The organism is Stenotrophomonas chelatiphaga, assembly GCF_032054965.1.
Classification (GTDB): domain Bacteria; phylum Pseudomonadota; class Gammaproteobacteria; order Xanthomonadales; family Xanthomonadaceae; genus Stenotrophomonas; species Stenotrophomonas chelatiphaga.
The window spans coordinates 94624-117358 of the sequence record NZ_DAMBRS010000012.1; the positions used below are offsets into that span (position 1 = coordinate 94624).

The window sequence follows — 22735 nt, forward strand, 5'->3', positions numbered from 1 at the left end:
TTCACTCTAAGGGTTGGCAGCGCCGCCGGGGGGCGGCGTCGACTGGCGTTGCTGTTGCTGCTGCAGCTGTTCGCGACGGGCACGGATGCGTTCGCGGATGGCACGCATCTGCTCTTCGCTCGGGCCCTGGTTGGCCGGCCCTTCCTGGGTGGCCGGCGCGGGTGTAGCGCCGGCAGGGAGGGCTGCCGGCGTGGCCTGGCCTGCGCGCGCGCTGGCGGCGGGCACCGACGGTGCGGCGGCGAGCGGCCGGATCGGACCGGCGGCACCCGGATCGCGCAGCTGGGTGGGGGGTTGTCCGCCCTGGCCATCGAATACCGCCAGTTCCAGCACCTGCGCACCGTCAGGCCCGAGCACGGTGGCGCGGCGCGGCTCCAGTGCCAGCAGCTGCCAGCCTTCCAGCGCTTCGCCATTCAGGCGCAGGCGCAGCGAACGGTTGTTGTCACCGGACAAGGTGGCCATGCCGAAGCTGCCGCTGAGCAGTACGCCGGTCAGGCGCAATGCCCCGCCCGGCGTGGCCTGGGGTTGCCCCCCCAGGCGGAACGGGTGCGGACGGCGGTCTTCGGCGAACACCGGGCGTTCGGTGATGGCGGCGAAGCTGGACGGCGCCAGCATCGGATCGGCCACGGCATCGGGAAGCGTCGGCAGGCGCGGCGCGGCCACCTCGCTGTTGTCCTCGCCACGGATGTGGGTGCCTGCACCGAGCACCGTCGCCAGCCATGCGGCGGCGGCCAGCAGGGCAAGCCCGAGCAGGATCGCGCCCCGCAGGCTGAAGCGCTCACTCTGCATCGATCAGCTCCGCATCGGCAGGCGGGACGCGGGTGGCGTCGTCCTGCCCGGTGGCCGGGGCCGGATCCGCCACCGGGGCGCTCTCTGCCATGGCGGTTTCGCCATCGCCGTCGGCGGTGGCCGCGCCTGCGGCGGCTGCCGCACCGGGATCGACGCTTCCGGGCTGCAGATAGCCGATCAACTCGAACGATACATCCAGGCCGGTGCCGGCTTCATCGGTGGACTGCTGGAAGCGCTGCGCGAGCATGTTGAGGTTTTCCACGAACAACCGCGGGTTTCCAGTTTCCAGGGCATGCAGCACGCTGGCGGTTTCGTCCACGCCACAGCGCAGCCGCACCTGCAGGGCGACCCGGGTATAGCTGGCCTCGCTGCGGTTGTCCGGCATGGGCGTGCGGTTGCTGACCACGCAGCCGCGGTTGCCCGGGCTGGCAGACAGCACGACGTCCTGCACGCGTGAAGACAACGCGGCGGCCGCCGCTTCGGCCGTGGCTTCGGGCAGGAATCCGGGCCGCTCACGCAGCGCCTGCTGCACCTGCTGCAGGCGTGCGCTCACTTCCGGTCGCTGGTCGATCTGGACCTGCACGCGGTGCTGGCGCTGCTGCAGTGCGCTGATGTCCTGGTCGATCGCACGCCACGGCACGGTAAAGAAGGGGTGCACCAGCACCAGGTACACCAGCGCCAGCACGGCCAGCAGCAGGGCCAGCGCCAGCCAGCGGTCACGGGGTGTCGGCTGCATCGGCATCGGCCGCTCCCTCTTTCGTCATGGCAGCAGCGGCAGGAGCGGCAGCACGCAGCTCGGCAGTCAAGGTGAAGCGGTCACGTCCGCCTGCCGTTCCATCAGCCTGCAGCACGCCGGTCAGGTTCACCCGTTGCCACAACGGTGATGCCTGCAGCAGCGGCACCAGCTGGTTGGCCTCGCGGCTCAGGCCGATCAACTGGAGCTGCTGGTTTTCCACGCCGATCTTCTCCAGGAAGCTGCCGTCAGGCAGCCTTCCGCTCAGTTCAGTCCACACCGCCAGCATCGTCGGTCGCTTCGCGCGCTCACCGTCCAGGAAGCGCGCCCCATCCACCAGCGCCTGCAGCCGTGCGCGTTCATCGGCAACGCCACGCGCGTTGCGCGCACTGCGCTCCACGTCCGCACGCAGCGTGTCGGCCGCCTGTTCGCGGTTGTTCAGCAGCTGGCTGCCCGCCAGCAGCAGCATCACCGCCGCTGCGACCGCCATCAGCAGTTCCAGACGCAGCTGGGGATTGCGCATGTGCCGGCGCAGCAATGGCGGTAGCAGATTCACCTGCAGCGGGTTGCCGGCGGGATCGATCACGTCGATGCCGCTGACCGCATCGGCCCAGCTGCCCACGGCCTGCTGCCACTGCTCCAGGCGCACCCGCGGCAGCACCACCAGTTCAACGTCCAGCTGGCCGGTGCCGGCATCGCCGAGCAGGCGTACGTCATGGGTCACCTGGTCGGCGGTGAAGGGCGTCTGCCGATCGATCTCGAAGCCCATCACGTCCAGCAGGCGACCCGCTGCGGCAGTGGGAACGCGCAACGTGCGACGCAGCACCTGTGCGCCATCCAGCAGCCAGTAGCGCGGCAACCGCTGCAGGCGCGGGGGCAGCGCGGCCGCCAGCGCCGTCGCCTGGCAGGGCCAGGCCAGGCTGGCCACGCGCAGGCGCTGGCTGCCGATTTCGCGTTCCAGATGCAGCTGGTCACCCTGCTGCAGCAGCAACAGGCGGGCAGGCGCCCAGCCCAGTGCCCACTGCCAGCGCTCGGGCAACCAGGCCAGCAGCGAACTGCGCCACCACCGCAGGAAATGGCCGGCACGCGGCGCGATCTGCGCGGTGACCTGCCTGAATCCTTGCTGCCATGCTGTCATTGCGACGCCATTCCCTGCTCCCATTCAAGCACTGTGTAAGCCCGTCCCATCGCCACGTTCCGGGCATTGCGCACCACTGCCCGGCTGGTGGCGATGCGCCCCCGGTCGTCCGTGACCCGACAGTCGATACTATAGGTGCCGCTGCCGGTGGCAATAGAGGCCGGACGCGAAGGATCGTCGGCACCGCTCCATTCCTGTTCGCGCTGGGCCAGTACCAGCGCCGCATCCAGGCCCAGTGCGGTCAGCACCGGCGCGCGGGCGAAACGCGCGTCCGGGCGCGCCTGGCGGCCGTGCAGGGTCAGCATCGGGCGCATCTGCAGGTACAGCGCAGGAGTCATGCCCAGCACCCGCTGCAGCTCCCCCAACGTTTCGAAACGCGCGTTGCGCGGGCCATACGGCAGGCCGGCGGCGACATAGTCGGGCAGCTCGGCGCCTCCTCCGGCAGGACTCAGGTCATCGCCATCACGCCAGTCGATGATGGCGCCGGCCAGCTGCGTGGCCTGCGCCTGGGGCACCTCCAGCGCCCGCAGGAAGCCCTCCAGCAGGGCCGGGTCGGCCAGGTTGAGGTTGATCTTGCCGCTTTCGTCCTCGATGCGGATATCCACCTTCGCGCCGTCGTACTGCCAGCGGTACAGCCGGCCATCAGGCTGCCACGGCGGCCGCGCGGGATCGGCGCGCAGCCGCGACATTGCATAGGCCACCCCTGCGTGGCCGATTTCCTGCGCACGGGCGGTGTCGTCCTGCACACGCTGCTGCAGTTGTTCGATCCGCGCGGAAAGGGCGAAGGCGCCGACCAGCGCGGTGAGCAAGGCGATCAGCCACAGCACCAGCACCAGCGCCGCGCCCCGCTGCATGTGCGAACGCGTCGGGGTCATCGCGGCTGCTCCTGGCCGGCGTTTTCAATCGCCACGCGCAGCTCCGGCCACGCTGGGCCGCGCAGCGGCTGCACCTGCACCGCTATCAGCACTGGTGGGCGCCGGGTATCGGGCCAGGCGTCCATCCAATCGCCCAACGCGCCGGTGGTCTCGTCCATGCCACGGTAACGCAGCGTCACCTGGCGCAGGCCATCGGCCAACAGCTCCGGCGCGCGCGGAGGACGTTCCTGGATCTGCACGCCTCCCTGCACCATCACCAGCCCGAGCTGCAGGCGAACGCCCTGCCCACTGCGCACGACCTGCAGGTCATGCACGTATGAACCGCCGCGCCCCAGGTACCCCGGAACCTCGGAAACGAAGCGCAGGCGCTGTGCTTCGCCGATGAAATACAGCGGCTCGCGCGCCGGGTCGGCCGGCTCGATGCGGCTGCGCAGGGCGTGGCCCAGCTGCCGCCGCAGCAGCCCCTGCACGGCCCGCATGCGTTCGTTGTCGGCGGCCATCGTCTCGCCGCGCTGGCTGATGGTCATCGCCGAACGCACGGTCACGAAGGCCAACGCCAGCCCGGCCGCCAGCAGGGCGGTAGCCAGCAGCACTTCGATCAGGGTAAAGCCTGCCGCGCGCGGCTTCATGGGCGTGCCTCCAGCGTCGGCGGCAGCAGGCGCAGCGTGCGCCAGCGCAGCTCACCGGCGCGCGGCTGGGTCCAGCGCACCTGCAGTTCCAGCTCGACCAGGCGCGGGCCGGCAACGGCTTCGGACCCCGCGGCGGTCGCCGGCGCCGCACGCGGTTCCACGTACGGACGCACCTGCAGCTGCCACTGGTAACGCCCCTGCTCCCAGCGTCCCTGCTGCCGGCCTTCCTGCAATGGCGATTCGATTCCCATGCTGGCCAGCAGGGACTGTGCGTGCAGGACCGCCCGGGTGCGGGCGTCGGCCTGCCCCACCTGCCGCGCGGCACCGGACAAGGTGCCCAGCAGCAGGGTCAGTGCGATGGCCAGCAATGCAAATGCCACCAGCACCTCGAGCAGGGTGAAGCCGCGCGCATGGCGGCGCCCCCGCAGTCCCGACCGGGACCGCGTCATTGCACTGCATCCGGACCGGAGCGGACTTCGCCGGTCAGCCAGCCCACATCGATGCGCCATCGGGCATCCCCGCGCTGGATCACGATGCGACCGCCACTGGAGCCGCCATCGGGATGGAATTCAATGGCGCCACGTCCCGCTCCCTGCTGCAGCTGCGCGGCCCCTTCGAAGCTGACCTGCAATGACTCGGGCAACGTGCCACTGCGTCCGCCCGCGCCTTCCCAGCGGCGCGCACGCGGTTCGATGACAAAGCGCTGCACCGATCCCCGCGCGACCGCTTCGGCCCGCACAAGGCGCAGCTGGCTGGCCAGTTCCTTGCCGGCGTTGCGCAGCTGCGCTCCGGCCATGCCACGCGCGAACATGCCACCGGTGACCAGCCCGACCAGCGCGATCAGCGCGATGACCAGCAGCATCTCCAACAGTGACATCCCGCCCACGCGCAGCTGCCGCGTGCGCCGCGGCGACCTGCGCTGGCGGTTCAGCCCGGACATGGACGGCCCTGTTGCTGCATCACTGCTCGTAGCGGATGTCCGCATCGAAACTGCTGCCACCCGGCTTGCCGTCCTTGCCCAGGCTGATCAGGTCGTAATCCTGGCTTTCGCCCGGGGCGCGGTATTCCAGCGGCCGGCCCCACGGATCGTCCAGGTCCGACGCCTTGGCATACGGTCCCATCCATCCATTGACGCCACTGGGAGCGGTCACCAGTTCATCCAGCTTGCCCGGCAGGCGGTTGGTATCCAGGCGGTAGTTTTCGATCTTGCTGGCGATGGTCTCCACCTTGGCCTTGGCCAGGTTGGCCTTGCCGCGGTCGGCGCCACCCAGCACGCGGCTGGCCACCAGGGTGAGCACCCCGCCGATCAGCACGATGACGATGATGATTTCCAGCAGGCTCATGCCCGACTGCCGGCGAGCGGAGGTGAAAGCTTTCAGGGGACGGTGTCGCATCGTCAGGGGTTCCTTTCCACGGGGAAAACAGGGTCAGCCAATGGCATTGGTCAGGTCGTACATCGGTACCAGCACGGCGATGATCACCAGCCCCACCACCGATGCCAGCACCAGGGTGATCGCCGGCACCATCGCCGACAACATGCGGTCGATGCTGCGTGCGGTTTCCTGCTCGAAGGTGTCGGCGGTCTTCAGCAGCATGGTATCCAGTGCACCGGATTCCTCGCCGACCTGGATCATCTGCAGCGCCAGGCGGGGGAAGCGCTTGCCACGCGCCAGCGCGGCCGAAAGGCCGTTGCCGTTCTTGACTTCATCGGCAGCCAGGTCGATGTCGGCGGCCAGCGCGCGGTTGCCCAGCACGTTGCGCGCGATGCCCAGCGCGGCCAGCAGCGGCACGCCATTGCGCAGCAGGGTGCCGAGGGTACGGGCCAGCCGCGCGGTTTCCAGCTTGCCGAGCAGGCCACCGATTCCCTTGCGCTGCAGCAGCCAGCCGTCCAGCGCCAGCCGGAACGCGGGCTGCCGCGCCTTGCGTTCGCCCAGCCAGGCGAGCAGCGCCGGCACCACGATGAAGAAGATCCAGCCATCGCGCACCAGCAGGCCCAGCTGCAGCACCAGCTGGGTGAACCACGGCAGCGTGACATCCAGGCTTTCGTACATCTGCGCGAACTGCGGCACCACGTAGCCAAGCAGGAACAACAGCGCCCCACCCACCACCACCAGCAGGATCGCCGGGTAGATCAGTGCATTGACCACCCTGCCCTGCAGCGCGCGGCTGCGCTCCAGGTAGTCGGCCAGGCGCCGCAGCGTGTCGTGCAGGCTGCCGCCGGCTTCACCGGCGCGCACCATGTTGATGTACAGGCGCGAGAACAGTCCGTGCTGGCGTTCCAGCGCGCTGGACAGCGATGCGCCGCCGCGCACGGTATCGCGGATTTCGCTGACCACGCGACGCGAGCGTTCGTCTTCCGGCAGGCTCAGCAGGATGGTCAGGGCCCGGTCCAGCGGCTGGCCGGCACCGAGCAGGGTGGACAGCTGCTGGGTGAACTGCAGCAGCGCGGCGCCCTGGAACGGGCGCTGCTTGAACAGGCCACGCAGGCGCCCCGCCTCCAGCCCGCCTTCGCTGGCCAGCCGGGTTTCCATCGGCAGGTGGCCCTGCTCCTGCAGGCGGACCACCAGTTCGGCCTGGCTGGCCGCTTCCATCTGGCCGTCCACCACTTCGCCCTGCGCATCCAGTGCCTTGTAACGGAACACCGGCATGCTCAGCTTTCCTCGGTGGTGCGCAGGACTTCTTCCAGCGTGGTCTGCCCGGCCAGTGCCTTCAGCAGGCCGTCTTCGTACATGGTGCGCATGCCGCCACTGCGGGCGATGCGTTCGATCTCGCCCATGCCGTCGCGGCGCATCACCGCGCGCCGCAGTTCATCGTTCATGACCAGCAATTCCACGATCGTGGTGCGCCCCAGGTAACCGGTGGGCGCCAACGCCGATGGCCGCGGACGGTACAGGTGGATGGTGCCTTCCGGCTGCAGCCGGCGCAGGTCGAAGCGTTCGATCTCTTCCGGCGAAGCGGGATAGCGTTCGGCGTGCGTGGGCTCCAGCCGGCGCACCAGGCGCTGGGCCAGGATCCCGTTGATGGTGGAGGTGAGCAGGTAGTCCTCCACGCCCATGTCGAGCAGGCGGGTGATGCCACCGGCGGCGTTGTTGGTGTGCAGCGTGGACAGCACCAGGTGGCCGGTCAGGGCGGACTGGATCGCGATGCGCGCGGTTTCCAGGTCGCGCATTTCGCCGATCATGATGATGTCCGGATCCTGGCGCACGATGCTGCGCAGCGCATTGGCGAAATCCAGCCCGATCTGCGGCTTGGCCTGGATCTGGTTGATGCCTTCGATCTGGTACTCGACCGGATCTTCGACGGTGATGATCTTGACGTCGGCGGTGTTGAGCTGGCTCAGCGCGGTGTACAGCGTGGTGGTCTTGCCCGAACCGGTGGGGCCGGTGACCAGCAGGATGCCGTGCGGTTGTTCCAGCACCTTGCGGAAGGCCGGCAGGAATTCGTCGGTGAAGCCGAGGCGCTGGAAATCGAACACCACCGTTTCGCGGTCCAGCAGGCGCATCACCACGCTTTCGCCATGCGCGGTGGGCACGGTGCTGACGCGCAGGTCCAGCTCCTTGCCCTGCACGCGCAGCATGATGCGTCCGTCCTGCGGCAGGCGACGTTCTGCGATGTTCAGCCGCGCCATGATCTTGATGCGGCTGATCACCGCGGCCGTGAGGTTGGACGGCGGGCTCTCCCCGTCGATCAGCACGCCGTCGACGCGGTAGCGCACCTTCAGGCGCGTTTCGAAGGGCTCCACGTGGATGTCAGAGGCGCGCAGTTCCACTGCACGTTGGATGACCAGGTTGACCAGCCGGATCACCGGCGCTTCGGAGGCAAGATCACGCAGGTGCTCGATGTCATCCACCGCGGCGCCTTCGCCATCGGCGGTTTCCACGATCGCCCCCATGGCACTGCGGCCCTGGCCGAACCAGCGTTCGATCTGGTCGTCGATCTCCGCACGCTGGCCAACCCGCGGATGTACCGCCACGCCCATGGCCAGGCTGATCGCCTGGCAGGGATAGGGATCATGCACGTCGGCCTGCCACAGCAGCAGGCCCTGTTCATCCAGCGAAACCGGACAGACATGGAACTGTTTGAGGAAGCGCAGGGTGACCGGCAAGGCGTCGACCAGCGACGGCGGCGGTGTTTCCGGCATCTGTCGCGCGTCCAGCAACGGCACCCCGAGCACCTCGGCACTGACCTGTGCCTGGTCGCGTTCGGACACCAGCCCCAGCCGCACCAGCAGCGACAGCAGGCTGCCGCCGGATTCGGCGTGCAGGGTGCGGGCGCGGACCAGATCGGCATCCTTCAACCGCCCGCGCAGCAGCAGCGCGTCGATCAGCGACGTTTCGATGGTGTCCACGTTGACCTGGTCGGCTACTGCGTTCACGAAATGCCTCGCCTGCAATCGTCCAGACTTTAGCAGTTCGCCGTCAGTCACAGCCGTTCAGCACGGGAAAATCTCGATTGCGTCAAATAAAAAGGCCCGCCAGGCGTGCTGGCGGGCCTTCCACGTCAAGACGATGACTTACTGCGTGGCGAGCAGCGAGACACCGGAGAACGCCGCGTCACCGGCCAGCTTCACGTAGTACGTACCTGCTACCGGCGCGGTGATGCGCACGGTTTCGGCATTGCCTGCACGGGTCGACTTGGCGGTGTACACCACGGTCGAAGTACCGGTGTCCGCGCCCACGTGCAGCGACACATTGCCGGTGCCGCCGTAGGTGACGAAGCTGACCGGCTTGCCGGCCGCCGCCACGAAGCTGTAAAGCTTCTCGCTGCCACTGGCACCGGCGATGCCGGCCACGGCGACCTTGTTGGTCAGCGGCGTGGCGGGCGGCGCGCAGTTTTCGGTGCACGGCTCCTTCAGGGCTTCATCCAGCGCGGCCTTGGCGTCGACGATGCCGGTGCCGATCGGCGTGCCGGCCGGGATGGTGACCGGGAACGCGCGGGCGGTCTTCTTCAGCAGCGTCTCCATTTCCGCCGGGGTCAACGGATCGCGGTCGGCATCGGCCAGCGCGCCCTGGACCAGGGCGGCCACGCCGGCGACATGCGGCGATGCCATCGAGGTGCCGGCCATGCCCATGTAGCTGTACGCACCGGAGGTCGGGGTGGTGGTGCCGTTGTAGCCGGCCTGCCACACGTAGCCACCCGGATTGCCATCGACACCGCCACCGCCGCCCGGTCCGGACAGGTCCACGACCGTACCGAAGTTGGAATAGGAGGCGATGCCGCCGGTGATGCGGCTTGCGCCCACCGCGATCACGTTGCTGCAGCTGGCCGGACGGAAGTTGGCTGCATTGGAGGCCGAGTTGCCGGCTGCCACCACCACGAGGGTGCCGCGCGACACCGCACCGTTGATCGCTTCCTGGTACAGCGGGTCACAGGCCGAGCCGCCACCCAGGCTCATGTTGATGATGTCGGCAGGCGTGGTGTTGGCCGGAACCCCGGCCACCGTGCCACCCGATGCCCAGGTGATCGCGTCGGCGATGTCGGACAGGTAGCCACCGCACTTGCCCAGCACGCGCACCGGCAGCACGCTGGCCTTGTGCGCCACGCCGGCCATGCCGAGCGCGTTGTTGGTTGCTTCGGCAATCGTGCCGGCGACGTGCGTGCCGTGCCACGAGCTGTCGTCGGCCAGCGAGCCGTCGTAGCATTCGTTGTCGTTCTCGACCCAGTCACCCATGTCCAGCGCACCGGGGACGCGCTCATCGGTCGGGCGGCGCGAGGTTTCGGCGTCACTGATGAAATCGTAGCCCGGCAGCAGTGCACCGCTGGCGAAGTCCGGGTGCTGCGGCAGGATGCCGGTGTCCAGCACTGCTACCACCACGCCTTCGCCGGCAGCCACATCCCACGCCGCCGGTGCATTGATGCCACCAGTGGCGCTGTTCAGATGCCACTGGTACTGCGCGTAGTACGGATCGTTCGGCACCAGGGCGGGCGTTGCATCGGCCTGCACGACGGCACGGGCGCGCGCCGGGGTGCCGGCGTCGATGGCATACATGCGTGCATCCGGCACGGCGTACTGCACGGCCGGGTCGGCGCGCAGTTCAGCCAGCACCTTGTCCAGGTCGGCGCTGCCCAGGCGGGTCTTCAGGCGGATCAGGTCGGCACCCACGCCAAGCCTGCGCACGACCTGCGGGCTGAACGCGGCAGCGCGGGCGCTGGCGGTCGAACGGTTGCCGGACAACGTGGCACGCGACAGCGCACCATTGACGACCGCCACCTTGGCAGCGCTGGTGCTCACCGCGCTGGTGCCGGCCTTGTACTTGACGATGATGCCGTTGGTCGCCTGCTGCTGCGTGGCGGGGACCTGCTGGGGGGCGCTGACCTTCAGGTCGGCGGCCTGGGCCATGCCCGCACCCGTCGTCAGCGACAACACGGCGGCGGCGAGTACGTTGATGCGAAGGTTGTGCTTGTTGATCACGTCGAAATCCTCTTCTGGGTCGATGGTGGAACCAAACCTGCGGCCTTACTCCTTGCAACTACCCCTGGCTGGCCTCGCCAGGGTTGCCGTGACCCGCCCCCTCAGGCTTCACTGGCCGGCGGCGACCGGGCGGTCGCCACCGTGTTTCTTCGCTCGTCCAGGCGTTACCAGCCGAAGCCGGCACCGACGCCTACCGAGCTGTCATCACTGCTGAAGGCGCCACCGAAGGTGACCGTCGCACGGTCGCTGACCGCCCGCTGGTAGCCCAGTGACAACGCCGATTCGCCGCCCTGGAAACCGACGCCGACGCCGACCCGGTTCTGGGTACGCACGCCGGCCGCACTGGTGGCCATGTTCAGCATCGCCGCGCTCATCGCGCCCTGCTGGTCGATGCGGCGATCCATGTTGCGCAGCTTGCCGTCAACATCACCCTTGAACACGTCGAAGCTGTCGGCGACCGACTTGATGCGCGAATCGGTATAGCTGTTGGCCGAGGCCACGCCGCTGTCCAACTGGCCCTTGTTGACCGCGTCGGTGGCCTGGGTGCCGGCGGCGACGTTGGTCACCTGGCGCTCGTTGCCGACGCTGCCGACCGACACCGAGTTGGCACGGTCTGCAACCGAACCCTGGCCCAGTGCGACCGAGTTGTCCGCCGATGCCGTCGCGCCCAGCCCGATCGCCGTGGCACCTGCGCCACTGGCGACCGCGCCCTGGCCGACCACCGCCTGCGCGCTGGCCTGCGCGCTCGGGGTAGCGACCGGCAACGCGCCGCCGGCGGCGGTGGACGGTCCGTTGCCACCGGCCGCCGGTGACGGCGCGGTGCTGACCGGCGTGCCTGAAGCCAGGCTCTGGCCCAGGTTGGAGACCCGGCTGTCCAGTGCGGTCAATGCGTCACCGACATTGGTGTAGGTGTTGCCCTGGATGATGTAGTTCGGTGCGACGAACACCCCCTGCAGGCCGACGCTGGCGCCACCGCCCAGCATGCTGGCCGCATTGGCCAGCGACTGGAACAACTGGCCACCGTTGACGGCCTGGCGGCTGTCGCCGCTGATGCTGCCGGCGGCGATGTTGTCCACCACCGTGCCCTGCGCCCCGCCGAAGGTCAGCTTGCCGTGCTCGGCATCGTCATAGGCCAGGGTGTTGGCCTGGGTGGTCTGCAGGCCGCCGATGCGGCTGTCGATATCGCTGACCTTGGTTTCCACCGCACCCACGCGCTGGTTGGTGCTGGTCAGCTGCGAACCGGTCACCGCATCGCTGCTGTCGGCGGTCAGGCGGCCTTCGGCCACGTTGACGATGCGACGGGTAGCCGGTGCACTGGCCCCATTGCCGCCGCCGACCGACACCACGTTGGCTTCCAGTGCCTGCGAACCGGCGCCCAGCGCGACGCTGCGCGCGCCACTGGCAACCGCGTCGCCGCCGAGCGCCAACGAGCCGGAGCCGGAGGCGATGGCCGAATTACCGACGGCGGTGGCGTTGAACGCGCTGGCCTGCGATAGACCGCCGACGGCCGTGCTGAAGTCACCGCTGGCATCGGCGCGGAAGCCGAGGCTGGCGGCCACGCTGCCGCCCGCGCTGCTTTCGGCACCCACGGCAGTGGCGGCATCGCCGGCAGCCGTGCTGAAGTAACCGACCGCCACCGATTCCACGCCCGATGCCTCGGAAAGGGCACCGGCGGCGGTGCTGCCGGTGGCACTGGCCACGCTGGCCGCGCCGAAGGCCGAACTGGACTCCGCCGATGCACTGCTTTCGGCACCGTTGGCGGTGGCATATTCGGCCGATGCAGCCGCATTGGCACCACTTGCGGTGGCATTGGCAGCTGACGCCAAGGCGTTGAAGCCGACCGCCGAGGCATTGGCACCCACCGAGGTCGCGCCACTGCCCAGCGCAACCGCGCCATCACCGAGGGCGTTGCTGGCTTCACCTGCGGCCAAGGCGTTTTCACCGTCGACGAGGGCACCGGCATCGCTGTCTTCGCTGCCGCTGGCGGCGAAGTACTTGCTGACCGTTGCACCGGCTGCGGCCACCGCTTCCAGCTGGGCCAGGTTGACCGCATCGGTGGCCTGGCTGCCGGCAGCCACGTTGGTGATCTGCCGGGTGGCACCAGCGCCACCGACCGACACGCTGTTGTCGCGGTCGGCGATGGAATCGGCACCCAGCGCGACGCTGTTGAGCCCAGCGGAAATCGCCGCGTTGCCGATCGCGGTGCTGTTGACCCCGGACGACCACGCGCCACCGCCCACCGCCGTGGAGTAGTTGCCCGATGCTTCAGTGGCATACAGCCCACCGAGCGTGCCACCGACGGCGACCGTGTTGGTGCCGCTGGCGATGCTGCCCTGGCCGGCCGCCGTGCTGTACGCACCGCTGGCCACCGAATCACCACCCAGGGCCACCGCATTGGAGCCGGAAGCGTTGGCGAAGCTGCCCAGCGCGGTGGTGTTGAACGCCGATGCCTGCGCGTAGCCGCCGACCGCCGTGCTGTAGCCGCCGGTGGCTTCGGCGGCGAAGCCGAAGCTGGCCGCCGTGGTACCGATGGCCACTGCTTCGGAACCCACCGCCGTCGCGCCGCTGCCGTCGGCGGTGCTGAAGTAACCCACGGCCACGGCCTCTTCGCCGCTGGCTTCGGCCAGCACGCCGCTGGCGGTGCTGCCGGCGCCGCTGGCCACGCTGCCGGCACCGAAGGCCGCACTCATTTCGCCCGAGGCCAGGCTTTCGGCACCGTTGGCGGTCGCGTACTCACCGGAAGCAACCGCGTTGGCACCACTGGCGCTGGCGTTGGCCGCCGTGGCCTGCGCATTGAAGCCGCTGGCGCTGGCATTTTCACCCGATGCCAAGGCATTGAAGCCGACGGCTGCAGCGTTGGTTCCGATCGCGGTCGCGCCACTGCCAAGTGCAACCGCACCGTCGCCGATGGCGTTGCTGGCCTCACCTGCCGCCAGTGCATTCTCGCCTTCGACGAGAGCACCCGCATCGCTGTCTGCGCTGCCGCTGGCCTGGAAGTACTTGCTGGTGGTTTCCCCTGCTGCCGCCACGGCTTCCAGCTGGTCCAGGTTCACCGCGTCGGTGCCCTGGGTGCCGGCGGCCACGTTGGTGACCTGGCGCTCGTTGCCAGCACTGCCGACCGACACGGTATTGGCACGATTGGCCACCGAGTCGGCACCCAGCGCGACCGAGTTCACCGCACTGGCGGTGGAGAAATAACCGATGGCGGTGCTCTGTTCGCCGGTAGCGAACGCCAGCGTACCGGCCGCCGTGGCGTTGTCGCCGCTGGCCTGCGCACCCGCGCCCACCGCCGTGGCCGCTTCGCCGCTGGCCTCGGTGGAGATGAAGAAGCCCAGGCCGGGCAGCAGGTCGACCGGACCACCGATGGCCGTGCTGCTGGTGCCGGTGGCGACGGTCTGCGTGCCGATGGCAGTGGAGTAGTCGCCGATGGCGTTGGACACCGCACCGAAGGCCGCGGATTGGGCGCCGGAGGCATACGCGCCCAGGCCGTAGGATGCTGCACCGAAGCCGCTGGCAACGGCGCTGGCACCGACGGCGGTGCCGCCGAGTCCGGCACTGGTGGCGCCGGTATCCACCGGCACCCCGCCATTGGTGATCAGCGGATTGCCGTCCTCGTCCACGGCCACGCCGCCGACGGCGACGCTGCCCGGACCGGTGGCCTGCGCGTTGTTGCCGAACGCGGCGCTGTTCTGTCCGGCGGCCAGGGCGTTGAAGCCCACTGCCGTGGCACTCTGGCCCACCGCGGCAGCCCCGCTGCCGAGCGCAGTCGCGCCATCGGCCAGTGCGTTGGACGCCTCGCCGATGGCCGTTGCGTTGGCGCCCGCTGCGAGGGCACCGGCGTCGCTGTCATCGCTGCCGCTGGCCTGGAAGTACTTGCTGGTCGCTTCGCCGGCGGCGGCCACCGCGTCCAGCTGGTCCAGGTTCACCGCATCGGTGCCTTCGGTACCCGCTGCCACATGGGTGACCTGGCGTTCGTTGCCGGCACTGCCGACCGCTACGCTGCGTTCGCGATCGGCGACCGAACCGGCACCCAGGGCCACGCTGTTGTCACCGGCAGCGCTGCTGCCCGCACCGACCGCGATGGCACTTTCGCCCAGCGCTTCGGAATTGGTACCGATGGAGATGCTGTTGATGGTGTTGCCAAGCGCCTGGTAGCCCAGTGCGACGCTGTAGTCACCGTAGCCGAATGCACCGCGTCCGACCGCCGTGGAGCTGGCGCCATCGGCCCAGCTGTTGTAACCGATGGACGTAGCGCCGCTGCCGCTGGCCCATGCCGCCGGACCAAACGCCGAGGCATTGGTCGCCGTCGCCCATGCGCTGGAACCGAACGCCGTGGCGCCTGCCGCGGTGGCGAAGCTGTAGCCACCGACGGCCGTGCTTTCATCGCTGCTGGCCCACGCGCTGTCACCGATCGCCACGCTGTAGCCGCCGGTCGCGCGCGCTTTGTTGCCGCCGGCAAAGCTGTTGTCACCGGTGGCCTGTGCGCCGGAGCCGAAGGCATTGCTCACCAGGCCGGTCGCCTGCGCCGCGTTGCCCACCGCCGTGGAGCCCGCGCTGGCGCTGGTGCCGGTCAGCACGGCGCTGCCGTCAGCGTTGAAGATCGGCGAGTTGTATTCGTCATACGCCTGGCCGAGGCCACCGATGGCCACCGCGCCTTCGCCGCCGGCGCTGGTGTTGCGGCCCACCGCCACGCTGTCGTTGCCGACCGCAGAGGCGCCTGCGCCCTGCGCCACGGCACCCTCACCGATGGCATTGCTGGCCGAACCGGCCGCCAATGCGCCTTCGCCTTCGGCCCATGCGCCGACGTCGGTGCCGGTCTCCGGCTGTGCCTGGAAGTACTTGCTGGTGTTCTCCGCCCCTGCAGCAACCGCATTGAGCTGGTCCAGGTTCACCGCATCGCTGCCTTCGGTGCCGGCCGCCACGTTGGTGATCTGGCGCTGCAGGTCGGCGTTGCCGACCGACACGCTGTCCGCGCGGGTGGCGATGGAGTCGGCACCCAGCGCCACGCTGTTCTCACCGCGTGACTCGGCGGCATTGCCGAGCGCGGTGCTGTTGGCACCCGGTGACCAGGCACCGCCGCCGACGGCGGTGGAGTAATTGCCGGATGCTTCGGTGGCGAGCAGGCCGAACAGCGCCCCACCCACCGCGACGCTGTTGGTGCCACTGGCGATGCTGGCTTGGCCGGTCGCGGTGCTGTAACCGCCACTGGCCACCGAATCGGCGCCCACCGCGACCGAACTGTCGCCCGTGGCCGCACTGCCGGTACCCATCGCGGTGGAGAAATCACCGGTGGCGTTGGACACCGCGCCGAACGCCGACGCCTGCGCGCCGCTGGCATAGGCGCCCACGCCGTAGGACGAAGCGGCGAAGCCGCTGGCTTCGGCGCTGGCACCGACAGCAGTGCCGCCCACGCCGGCACTGGTCGCGCCGGTATCCACCGGCACCCCGCCGTTGGTGATCAGCGGGTCGCCATTGGCGTCCACTGCCGCACCGCCCACCGCCACGCTGCCCGGGCCGTTGGCCTGGGCGTTGTTGCCGAAGGCGGCACTGTTCTGGCCGCTGGCCAGCGCGTTGAAACCGACTGCCGTGGCATTGCTGGCCACAGCGGTTGCGCCGCTGCCCAGTGCGGTGCTGCCGTCGGCCAGCGCATTGGACGCCTCGCCGATGGCGGTGGCATTGGCGCCGGCGGCGAATGCACCGGCGTCGCTGTCGTCGCTGCCGGTGGCCTGGAAGTATTTGGCGGTGGTGTCGGCCACCGCAGCGACCGCATCCAGCTGTTCGAGGTTCACCGCATCGGTGGCCTCGGTACCGGCGGCGACGTCGGTGATCTGGCGCTCGTTGCCGACGCTGCCGACCGCGACCGAGTTGGCGCGCACCGCTTCGGAATTGGCACCCAGCGCCACGCTGTTGGCGCCCCGCGCCGTGCTGTAGAAGCCGACCGCCGTGCTGTCATCGCCACTGGCCCAGCTCTGCGCGCCGAGCGCGCTGGCGCGGTCGCCGGGTGCATAGGCGAAGTAGCCGATGGCCGTGGCCTGCTCGCCGGACGCTTCGCTCAGCGTGCCGCTGGCCAGGCTCAGGTCACCGCTGGCGATGGCACCGGCGCCCACGGCCGTGGCCGATTCGCCGCTGGCCTGGGTCTGCACGAAGTAGCCCAGGCCCGGGATGAGGTCCGCCGGTCCGCCGATGGCCACGCTGCTGGTGCCGGTGGCGACCGATTCGGTACCGATGGCGGTGGAGTAATCGCCGATCGCATTGGACACCGCACCGAAGGCGGACGACTGCGCGCCGCCGGCGTAGGCACCCAGGCCATACGAAGACGACGCAAAACCACTGGCCTCCGCGCTGGCGCCGACGGCGGTGGCGCCCACCCCCGCGCTGGTCGCGCCGGTATCCACCGGCACCCCGCCGTTGGTGATCAGCGGGTTGCCATCGGCGTCCACCGCCGCACCACCGACCGCCACGCTGCCCGGGCCGTTGGCCTGGGCGTTGTTGCCGAAGGCGGCGCTGTTCTGGCCGCTGGCCAGCGCGTTGAAACCGACCGCTGTGGCATTGCTGGCGACCGCGGTAGCACCGCTGCCGAGGGCCGTGCTGCCATCGGCCAGGGCATTGGACGCTTCGCCGATGGCGGTGGCGTTGGCACCGGCGGCGAAGGCGCCGGCGTCGCTGTCGTCACCGCCGGTGGCCTGGAAATACTTCGCCGTGGTGTCGGCGACGGCCGCCACTTCGTCCAGCTGCTCCAGGTTCACTGCGTCGGTGCCCTCGGTACCGGCGGCGACGTTGGTGACCTGGCGCTCAAGCCCGGCCGATCCGACCGACACGCTGCCTGCGCGATCAGCGTAGGAACCACTGCCCAGCGCCACGCTGTCCGCACCTTCGGCCACGGCGCCGGCGCCCAGCGCCGCGCTTCCGTTGCCGAGGGCATACGATCCACTGCCAATGGCGGTCGCATAGCGACCCGCGGCTTCGGTGGCGTACTGGCCGCCAAGCGTGCCGCCGACGGCAACGGTGCCCTCGGCGGTGGCCAGCGCGGCATCACCCAGCGCCACGGCGTTGGCGCCGGAGGCGACGCTGCCGGCACCGGCGGCGGTGGCCGACGACCCGGATGCGGAGGCGCTGCCGGTGCCATTGGCCTGGAAATAGCTGGCGGTGGTTTCGGCGATATCGGCCACCGCGTCGAGCTGGGCCAGGTTGACCGCATCGGTGTCGGCGGTGCCGGCCTTCACGTTGGTGATCTGCCGCTCGCTGCCGGCGCTGCCGACCGACACGCTGTCGGCGCGGGTAGCGATGGAATCTGCGCCCAGCGCCACGCTGTTGCTGGCCGATGCCACGCTGCCTGCACCGAGGGCGGTGCTGCTGGTCGCGCTGGCCTGCGCGCCCCCACCGAAGGCGGACGAAAGGGATTTGCTGGCGATGGTGTCGGCGCCGATGGCGACCGCGTACAGGCCGGTTGCGGCGCTGTTGTCACCCACGGCCACGGCGGTCGCACCGGAAACCACCGCGGTGCCGGTCACCGCGCACTGCGCCAGCGAGCCGTCTGCCAGGATGCATTCTTCGCTGCCGCCCACCGCAACGGACTGGGCAAGGGCGGACGGCGCGACCGCTCCCCATCCCAATGCCATCGCCAACGAGGCGCCCACCAGGATCGGACCACTGCCTCGGCGGCGCTTGTCGATGACGTTGCAGGGCTGGTCGGAAGAGGCCAGTTCCGAGGCCACGACCAGCTGTCCGAGTGCTTTGTTCCAGACCTTGCGATAAATCCGATTCATCTGAGTACGACTCCTGGTTGGACTGGTTTTCGGGCAAAGCAACGCCACCGCCGGGCGCAATGGCCCAACGTCCCCTGAGGGCGCTTGTTTCGCGTGATTTACTGCAGTTGCCGAACGGCGAGCAGCGGAGCTAACAGCGGTGCGCGCGGTCCTGCGGGTGCGGCTGACTGAATGTTTCCAGAACGAGATAGAGGTTTAACGTGAACATTTCCTGACGTCAATACCTTGACGAAGAAAAAAGAAATGACGTGATTGCCTTCTCGGTTCCCTGCATTCATGTGAACGGGCTGTTATCCAGCGATGAACGCGAGGTGTGCCTGTTCACTCAGCGATCGGTGCTCAACGTCGTCCATTTCGACCGGGCATGAAAAAACCCGCCGGTTGCCCGGCGGGTTCTCAGTACGCCTGCGGATTGGCGCTGCGCATCACTGAATGGCGTTCAGCTGCACCATACCCGTGCGTTGCGGAACATCCGCATCCACGGCGAGTCGCCCTGCCATTCAGCAGGCGCCCAGCTGAGGTTGAGCGCGCGCGGAGTGCGCTCCGGGTGCGGCATCATGATCGTCACCCGGCCATCGGTACTGGTCAGGCCGGTGATGCCCTCCGGCGATCCGTTCGGATTCAGCGGGTACTGGCTGGCAACGCTGCCGTCGCCGTCGATGTAGCGCAGCGACACGCGTGCAGCGGCCTGGTCCACGGCAGTGTCGAACACCGCGCGGCCTTCGCCGTGGGCCACCGCCACCGGCAGCCGCGAACCGGCCATCCCGCGCAGCAGGATCGACGGCGATTCAACCACTTCCAGCAGCGAGGTACGCGCTTCGAACTGCTCGCTGGCGTTGCGACGGAACTGCGGCCAGTGCTCGGCACCGGGGATGATCGCCTTCAGCTGGCTGATCATCTGGCAGCCGTTGCAGACACCCAGCGAGAAGCTGTCTTCGCGCGCGAAGAAGGCCGCGAATGCATCGCGCAGCGCACTGCGCTCCAGGATCGAGGTCGCCCAGCCGCGGCCGGCACCGAGCACGTCGCCGTAGCTGAAGCCACCGCAGGCGGCCAGGCCGGTGAAGTCAGCCAGGTCCACGCGGCCTTCGATCAGGTCGCTCATGTGCACGTCGAACGCACTGAAGCCGGCACGTTCGAAGGCGTTGGCCATTTCAACCTGGCCGTTGACGCCCTGCTCGCGGAGGATGGCGATCTTCGGCCGCACCCCGGTGTTGACGAACGGCGCCGCCACGTCCTCGTCGGCATCGAAGCCCAGCTTCGGCTTCAGGCCCGGCGCGTTGAACGCACGCGCGACCTCGCGTTCCTGATCGGCGGTGTCCGGGTTGTCACGCAGTTTCTGCATGGCGTGGGTGACCGACCACCAGGCGTCGAACAGCGCCTCCCAGCGCCACTCGACCACGTTTTCGCCGTGCAGCGACACCCGCACCACGGGGGCGGTGGTCGGACGTGCGATGCGCTGCGCGCATTCGGTCAGCGCGTGGCGTTCGACCAGGTCGGCAAACGCCGCGCGGTCTTCGCGCGCCACCTGCACCACCGCACCCAGCTCTTCGTTGAACAGGCTGCGGAACGGATCATCGCCCCAGGCATCGAGCAGGATGTCCAAGCCCATGCGCGAAGCGAACGCCATCTCGCACAGGGCGGCGAACGCGCCGCCGTCGCTGCGGTCGTGGTAGGCCATCAGCAGGCCATCACGGCGTGCATCGCGGATCAGTTCGAAGAAGGCGCGCAGGCGCTGCGGGTCATCCAGGTCCGGCGCGGTGCCACCGAAGGCCGGCAGTCCGCCATGGTCGGCATGCACCTGGGCCAGGATCGAACCGCCCATGCGCTGCTTGCCGGCACCCAGGCCGATCAGCCACAGCTCGCTGTCCCCATCGCGCTGCAGCAGCGGCGTGAGCTGCTGGCGCACGTCCAGCACCGGCGCGAAGGCGGTGATCACCAGTGACACCGGCGACACGCTCTTGTGTGCCTGGCCGGCGTCGTGCCACTGCGCCTGCATCGACAGCGAATCCTTGCCCACCGGGATGCTGATATCCAGCTGCGGGCACAGCTGCATGCCGACGGCCTTGACCGCGTCGTACAGCAGCGCGTCTTCGCCCTCATGGCCGGCAGCGGCCATCCAGTTCGCCGACAGCTTTACTTCATCCAGCGCATCCACCGGCGCGGCGCACAGGTTGGTGATCGCTTCACCGACCGCCATGCGTGCCGAGGCGGCGGCATCCAGCAACGCCAGCGGGGTGCGTTCACCCAGCGACATCGCCTCGCCCACCACGCCGTCGAAACCGGTCAGGGTGATCGCCACGTCCGCTACCGGCACCTGCCAGGGGCCGATCATCTGCTCGCGCGCGGTCAGGCCACCGACACTGCGGTCACCGATGGTGACCAGGAAGTTCTTGGCCGCCACGGTCGGGTGCGCCAGCACGCGCAGGCCGGCTTCATGCAGGTCCAGCCCGCTGGTCTTCAGCGCCGGCCAGCGCGGCGCCGGCGGATGGTTGGTATCGCGGTGCATCTTCGGCGGCTTGCCGAACAGCACGTCCATCGGCAGGTCGATCGGCGCGTCGGCCGGGGTCGCGCCCGGCGTGGCACCGTAGGCCACCACCAGGTGCTGTTCGGTGGTCGCCACGCCAACGGCCGCGAACGGGCAGCGCTCACGCGCGCACAGCGCGGCGAATTCGGCCAGCCGTTCCTGGGCCACGCCCAGCACGTAGCGTTCCTGTGATTCGTTGCACCACAGCTGCATCGGCGACAGCGACGGATCATCGGTGGGCACCTTGCCCAGGTCGATCACCCCGCCCACGCCGGAGTCATGCAGCAGCTCCGGGATGGCGTTGGACAGGCCACCGGCACCGACGTCGTGGAAGAATTTGATCGGGTTGTCCACGCCCATGCCGACGCAGCGGTCGATCACTTCCTGGCAGCGACGTTCCATTTCCGGGTTGTCGCGCTGCACGCTGGCGAAATCGAGGTCTTCAGCACTTTCACCGGAGGCCACCGACGACGCCGCGCCACCGCCCAGGCCGATCAGCATCGCTGGACCACCCAGCACGATCACCGCATCGCCCGCCTGCAGCGGAATCTTGTCGACCTGCACGCGGTCGATCGCACCGAGGCCGCCGGCGAGCATGATCGGCTTGTCGTAGGCGCGGGTGATGCCGCCTTCGGCCAGCTCGAAGGTACGGAAATAGCCCAGCAGGTTCGGCCGGCCGAATTCGTTGTTGAACGCAGCACCGCCGAGCGGGCCATCGAGCATGATGTCCAGCGCCGGGGCCATGCGCGGGTTCAGCGCGCGCGGTGCTTCCCACGGCTGCGGCAGGGTCGGGATGCGCAGGTGCGACACCGAGAAACCGGTCAGGCCGGCCTTCGGCTTGCCACCCCGACCGGTCGCGCCTTCGTCGCGGATTTCACCGCCGGCACCGGTCGCCGCGCCCGGGAACGGTGCGATGGCGGTGGGGTGGTTGTGCGTTTCCACCTTGATCTGGAAGGCGCTGGGCACGACCGGTTCGCTGCGGTACTCACCGCTGGCCGGATCCGGGCGGTAACGCGCGGCCGCGTGGCCTTCGATCACCGCGGCGTTGTCGCTGTACGCGCTGAGCGTGTGCTGCGGGGTCTGCTGGTGGGTGTTCTTGATCATCCGGAACAGCGAGCGATCCTGTTCCTGGCCGTCGATGGTCCAGCTGGCGTTGAAGATCTTGTGCCGGCAATGTTCGGAGTTCGCCTGCGCGAACATCATCAGCTCCACGTCCGACGGCTTGCGGCCGAGCTGGCCGAAGCGCTCGCGCAGGTAGTCGATTTCATCCTGGGCCATGGCCAGGCCGAGGCGCTGGTTGGCGCCTTCCAGGTCGTCCAGCGCCACGCGTTCCAGCGCGCCGCGCGCCGGCGTGGAGAACAGCGTGCTGCCCTGCTCCACGGTATCCAGCACCGATTGCGTCATCGGGTCATGCAGCACCTTCACCAGCGCCTGCTGCGCGGCCGGATCGGTCGGCCAGCCCAGCACATCGATGCGCAGGCCACGTTCGACCCGCCTGACCGGCTGGCCCGCACCGCGCACCAGTTCGGTGGCCTTGCTGGACCACGGCGACAGCGTACCCAGGCGCGGGACCACGAAGCGCTGGATGGCGCCGTCGGCCACGGGCTCGGCCCGTTCGCGCGCCTCCAGGATCCGGCACAGGGTGGCGGCATCGGCCGTGCCTTTTCCGTCGGGCTGGATGAAGTACACCTGCCAGGCTCCGCTGATGCGCAGATCGGCGGCAATGGACTGCAGGCGGGATTCGAGACGTTCGCGGCGGAACGCCGACAGGGCGGGCGCGCCCTCGAGGACCATCATGTCCGGGGAACCGTGGTTGGGAAACGGGCCCGATAGTGTACCGGAAGCGGCGTGGCGGGCCCCGATGGCCGATAA

13 protein-coding genes and 1 pseudogene are annotated in these 22735 nt (G+C 69.2%); all 14 read right to left on the minus strand.

Features of this window, described 5'->3' with window-relative positions:
* Positions 1 to 6: 6 nt before the first annotated feature.
* The 14 genes and pseudogenes from RTX79_RS14415 to purL all read right to left on the minus strand — a co-directional run bounded on the left by RTX79_RS14415 (position 7) and on the right by purL (position 22660).
* Positions 7 to 786, minus strand: coding sequence for a hypothetical protein (locus RTX79_RS14415; protein WP_312684485.1), 780 nt, complete (start codon positions 784 to 786; stop codon positions 7 to 9).
* Positions 776 to 1528, minus strand: a complete 753-nt coding sequence (gspM, locus tag RTX79_RS14420) for a type II secretion system protein GspM (RefSeq protein ID WP_312684486.1) — start codon at positions 1526 to 1528, stop codon at positions 776 to 778. Before gspM ends, RTX79_RS14415 begins: the two co-directional genes overlap by 11 nt.
* Positions 1503 to 2657, minus strand: a complete 1155-nt coding sequence (locus tag RTX79_RS14425; RefSeq protein WP_312684488.1) for a PilN domain-containing protein — start codon at positions 2655 to 2657, stop codon at positions 1503 to 1505. Before RTX79_RS14425 ends, gspM begins: the two co-directional genes overlap by 26 nt.
* Positions 2654 to 3532, minus strand: coding sequence for a general secretion pathway protein GspK (locus RTX79_RS14430; protein ID WP_309688214.1), 879 nt, complete (start codon positions 3530 to 3532; stop codon positions 2654 to 2656). Before RTX79_RS14430 ends, RTX79_RS14425 begins: the two co-directional genes overlap by 4 nt.
* Complete coding sequence (locus RTX79_RS14435) at positions 3529 to 4161, minus strand: prepilin-type N-terminal cleavage/methylation domain-containing protein (protein WP_312684490.1); 633 nt, start codon at positions 4159 to 4161, stop codon at positions 3529 to 3531. Before RTX79_RS14435 ends, RTX79_RS14430 begins: the two co-directional genes overlap by 4 nt.
* Positions 4158 to 4610 carry a type II secretion system protein XpsI gene (gene xpsI, locus RTX79_RS14440; protein WP_312684491.1) on the minus strand — a complete coding sequence of 151 codons (453 nt, stop codon included), beginning with the start codon at positions 4608 to 4610 and terminating at the stop codon, positions 4158 to 4160. The genes RTX79_RS14435 and xpsI overlap by 4 nt, the downstream gene beginning before the upstream one ends.
* Complete coding sequence (gene xpsH / locus RTX79_RS14445; RefSeq protein WP_312684492.1) at positions 4607 to 5101, minus strand: type II secretion system protein XpsH; 495 nt, start codon at positions 5099 to 5101, stop codon at positions 4607 to 4609. Before xpsH ends, xpsI begins: the two co-directional genes overlap by 4 nt.
* Before the next feature lie 19 nt (positions 5102 to 5120).
* Positions 5121 to 5555 (minus strand): type II secretion system major pseudopilin GspG, encoded by a 435-nt coding sequence (gene gspG, locus RTX79_RS14450; RefSeq protein ID WP_312684493.1) that lies wholly within the window; start codon positions 5553 to 5555, stop codon positions 5121 to 5123.
* Between the two features lie 33 nt (positions 5556 to 5588).
* Positions 5589 to 6809, minus strand: a complete 1221-nt coding sequence (gene xpsF, locus RTX79_RS14455) for a type II secretion system protein XpsF (RefSeq protein WP_312684495.1) — start codon at positions 6807 to 6809, stop codon at positions 5589 to 5591.
* Between the two features lie 2 nt (positions 6810 to 6811).
* Positions 6812 to 8536, minus strand: coding sequence for a type II secretion system ATPase GspE (gene gspE / locus RTX79_RS14460; RefSeq protein ID WP_312684496.1), 1725 nt, complete (start codon positions 8534 to 8536; stop codon positions 6812 to 6814).
* 138 nt (positions 8537 to 8674) lie between these two features.
* Positions 8675 to 10573, minus strand: a complete 1899-nt coding sequence (locus RTX79_RS14465) for a S8 family peptidase (protein ID WP_312684497.1) — start codon at positions 10571 to 10573, stop codon at positions 8675 to 8677.
* A gap of 164 nt (positions 10574 to 10737) precedes the next feature.
* Complete coding sequence (locus tag RTX79_RS14470) at positions 10738 to 17901, minus strand: ESPR-type extended signal peptide-containing protein (protein ID WP_428696014.1); 7164 nt, start codon at positions 17899 to 17901, stop codon at positions 10738 to 10740.
* A 96-nt stretch (positions 17902 to 17997) separates the two neighbouring features.
* A pseudogene (locus RTX79_RS18305) lies at positions 17998 to 18339 on the minus strand (ESPR domain-containing protein); the annotation flags it as partial.
* A gap of 439 nt (positions 18340 to 18778) precedes the next feature.
* Entirely contained in the window at positions 18779 to 22660 is a 3882-nt protein-coding gene (purL, locus tag RTX79_RS14475) for a phosphoribosylformylglycinamidine synthase (protein WP_312684500.1), read from the minus strand.
* Positions 22661 to 22735: the final 75 nt, after the last annotated feature.

What these genes read in the sequence shown, in the direction of transcription:
- xpsI (WP_312684491.1), bottom strand. Translation starts at nt 4,610, where the DNA reads ATGACGCGGTCCCGGTCGGGACTGCGGGGGCGCCGCCATGCGCGCGGC.
- gspG (WP_312684493.1), bottom strand. Translation starts at nt 5,555, where the DNA reads ATGCGACACCGTCCCCTGAAAGCTTTCACCTCCGCTCGCCGGCAGTCG.
- RTX79_RS14430 (WP_309688214.1), bottom strand. Translation starts at nt 3,532, where the DNA reads ATGACCCCGACGCGTTCGCACATGCAGCGGGGCGCGGCGCTGGTGCTG.
- xpsF (WP_312684495.1), bottom strand. Translation starts at nt 6,809, where the DNA reads ATGCCGGTGTTCCGTTACAAGGCACTGGATGCGCAGGGCGAAGTGGTG.
- purL (WP_312684500.1), bottom strand. Translation starts at nt 22,660, where the DNA reads ATGATGGTCCTCGAGGGCGCGCCCGCCCTGTCGGCGTTCCGCCGCGAA.
- RTX79_RS14425 (WP_312684488.1), bottom strand. Translation starts at nt 2,657, where the DNA reads ATGACAGCATGGCAGCAAGGATTCAGGCAGGTCACCGCGCAGATCGCG.
- gspM (WP_312684486.1), bottom strand. Translation starts at nt 1,528, where the DNA reads ATGCCGATGCAGCCGACACCCCGTGACCGCTGGCTGGCGCTGGCCCTG.
- xpsH (WP_312684492.1), bottom strand. Translation starts at nt 5,101, where the DNA reads ATGTCCGGGCTGAACCGCCAGCGCAGGTCGCCGCGGCGCACGCGGCAG.
- RTX79_RS14435 (WP_312684490.1), bottom strand. Translation starts at nt 4,161, where the DNA reads ATGAAGCCGCGCGCGGCAGGCTTTACCCTGATCGAAGTGCTGCTGGCT.
- RTX79_RS14415 (WP_312684485.1), bottom strand. Translation starts at nt 786, where the DNA reads ATGCAGAGTGAGCGCTTCAGCCTGCGGGGCGCGATCCTGCTCGGGCTT.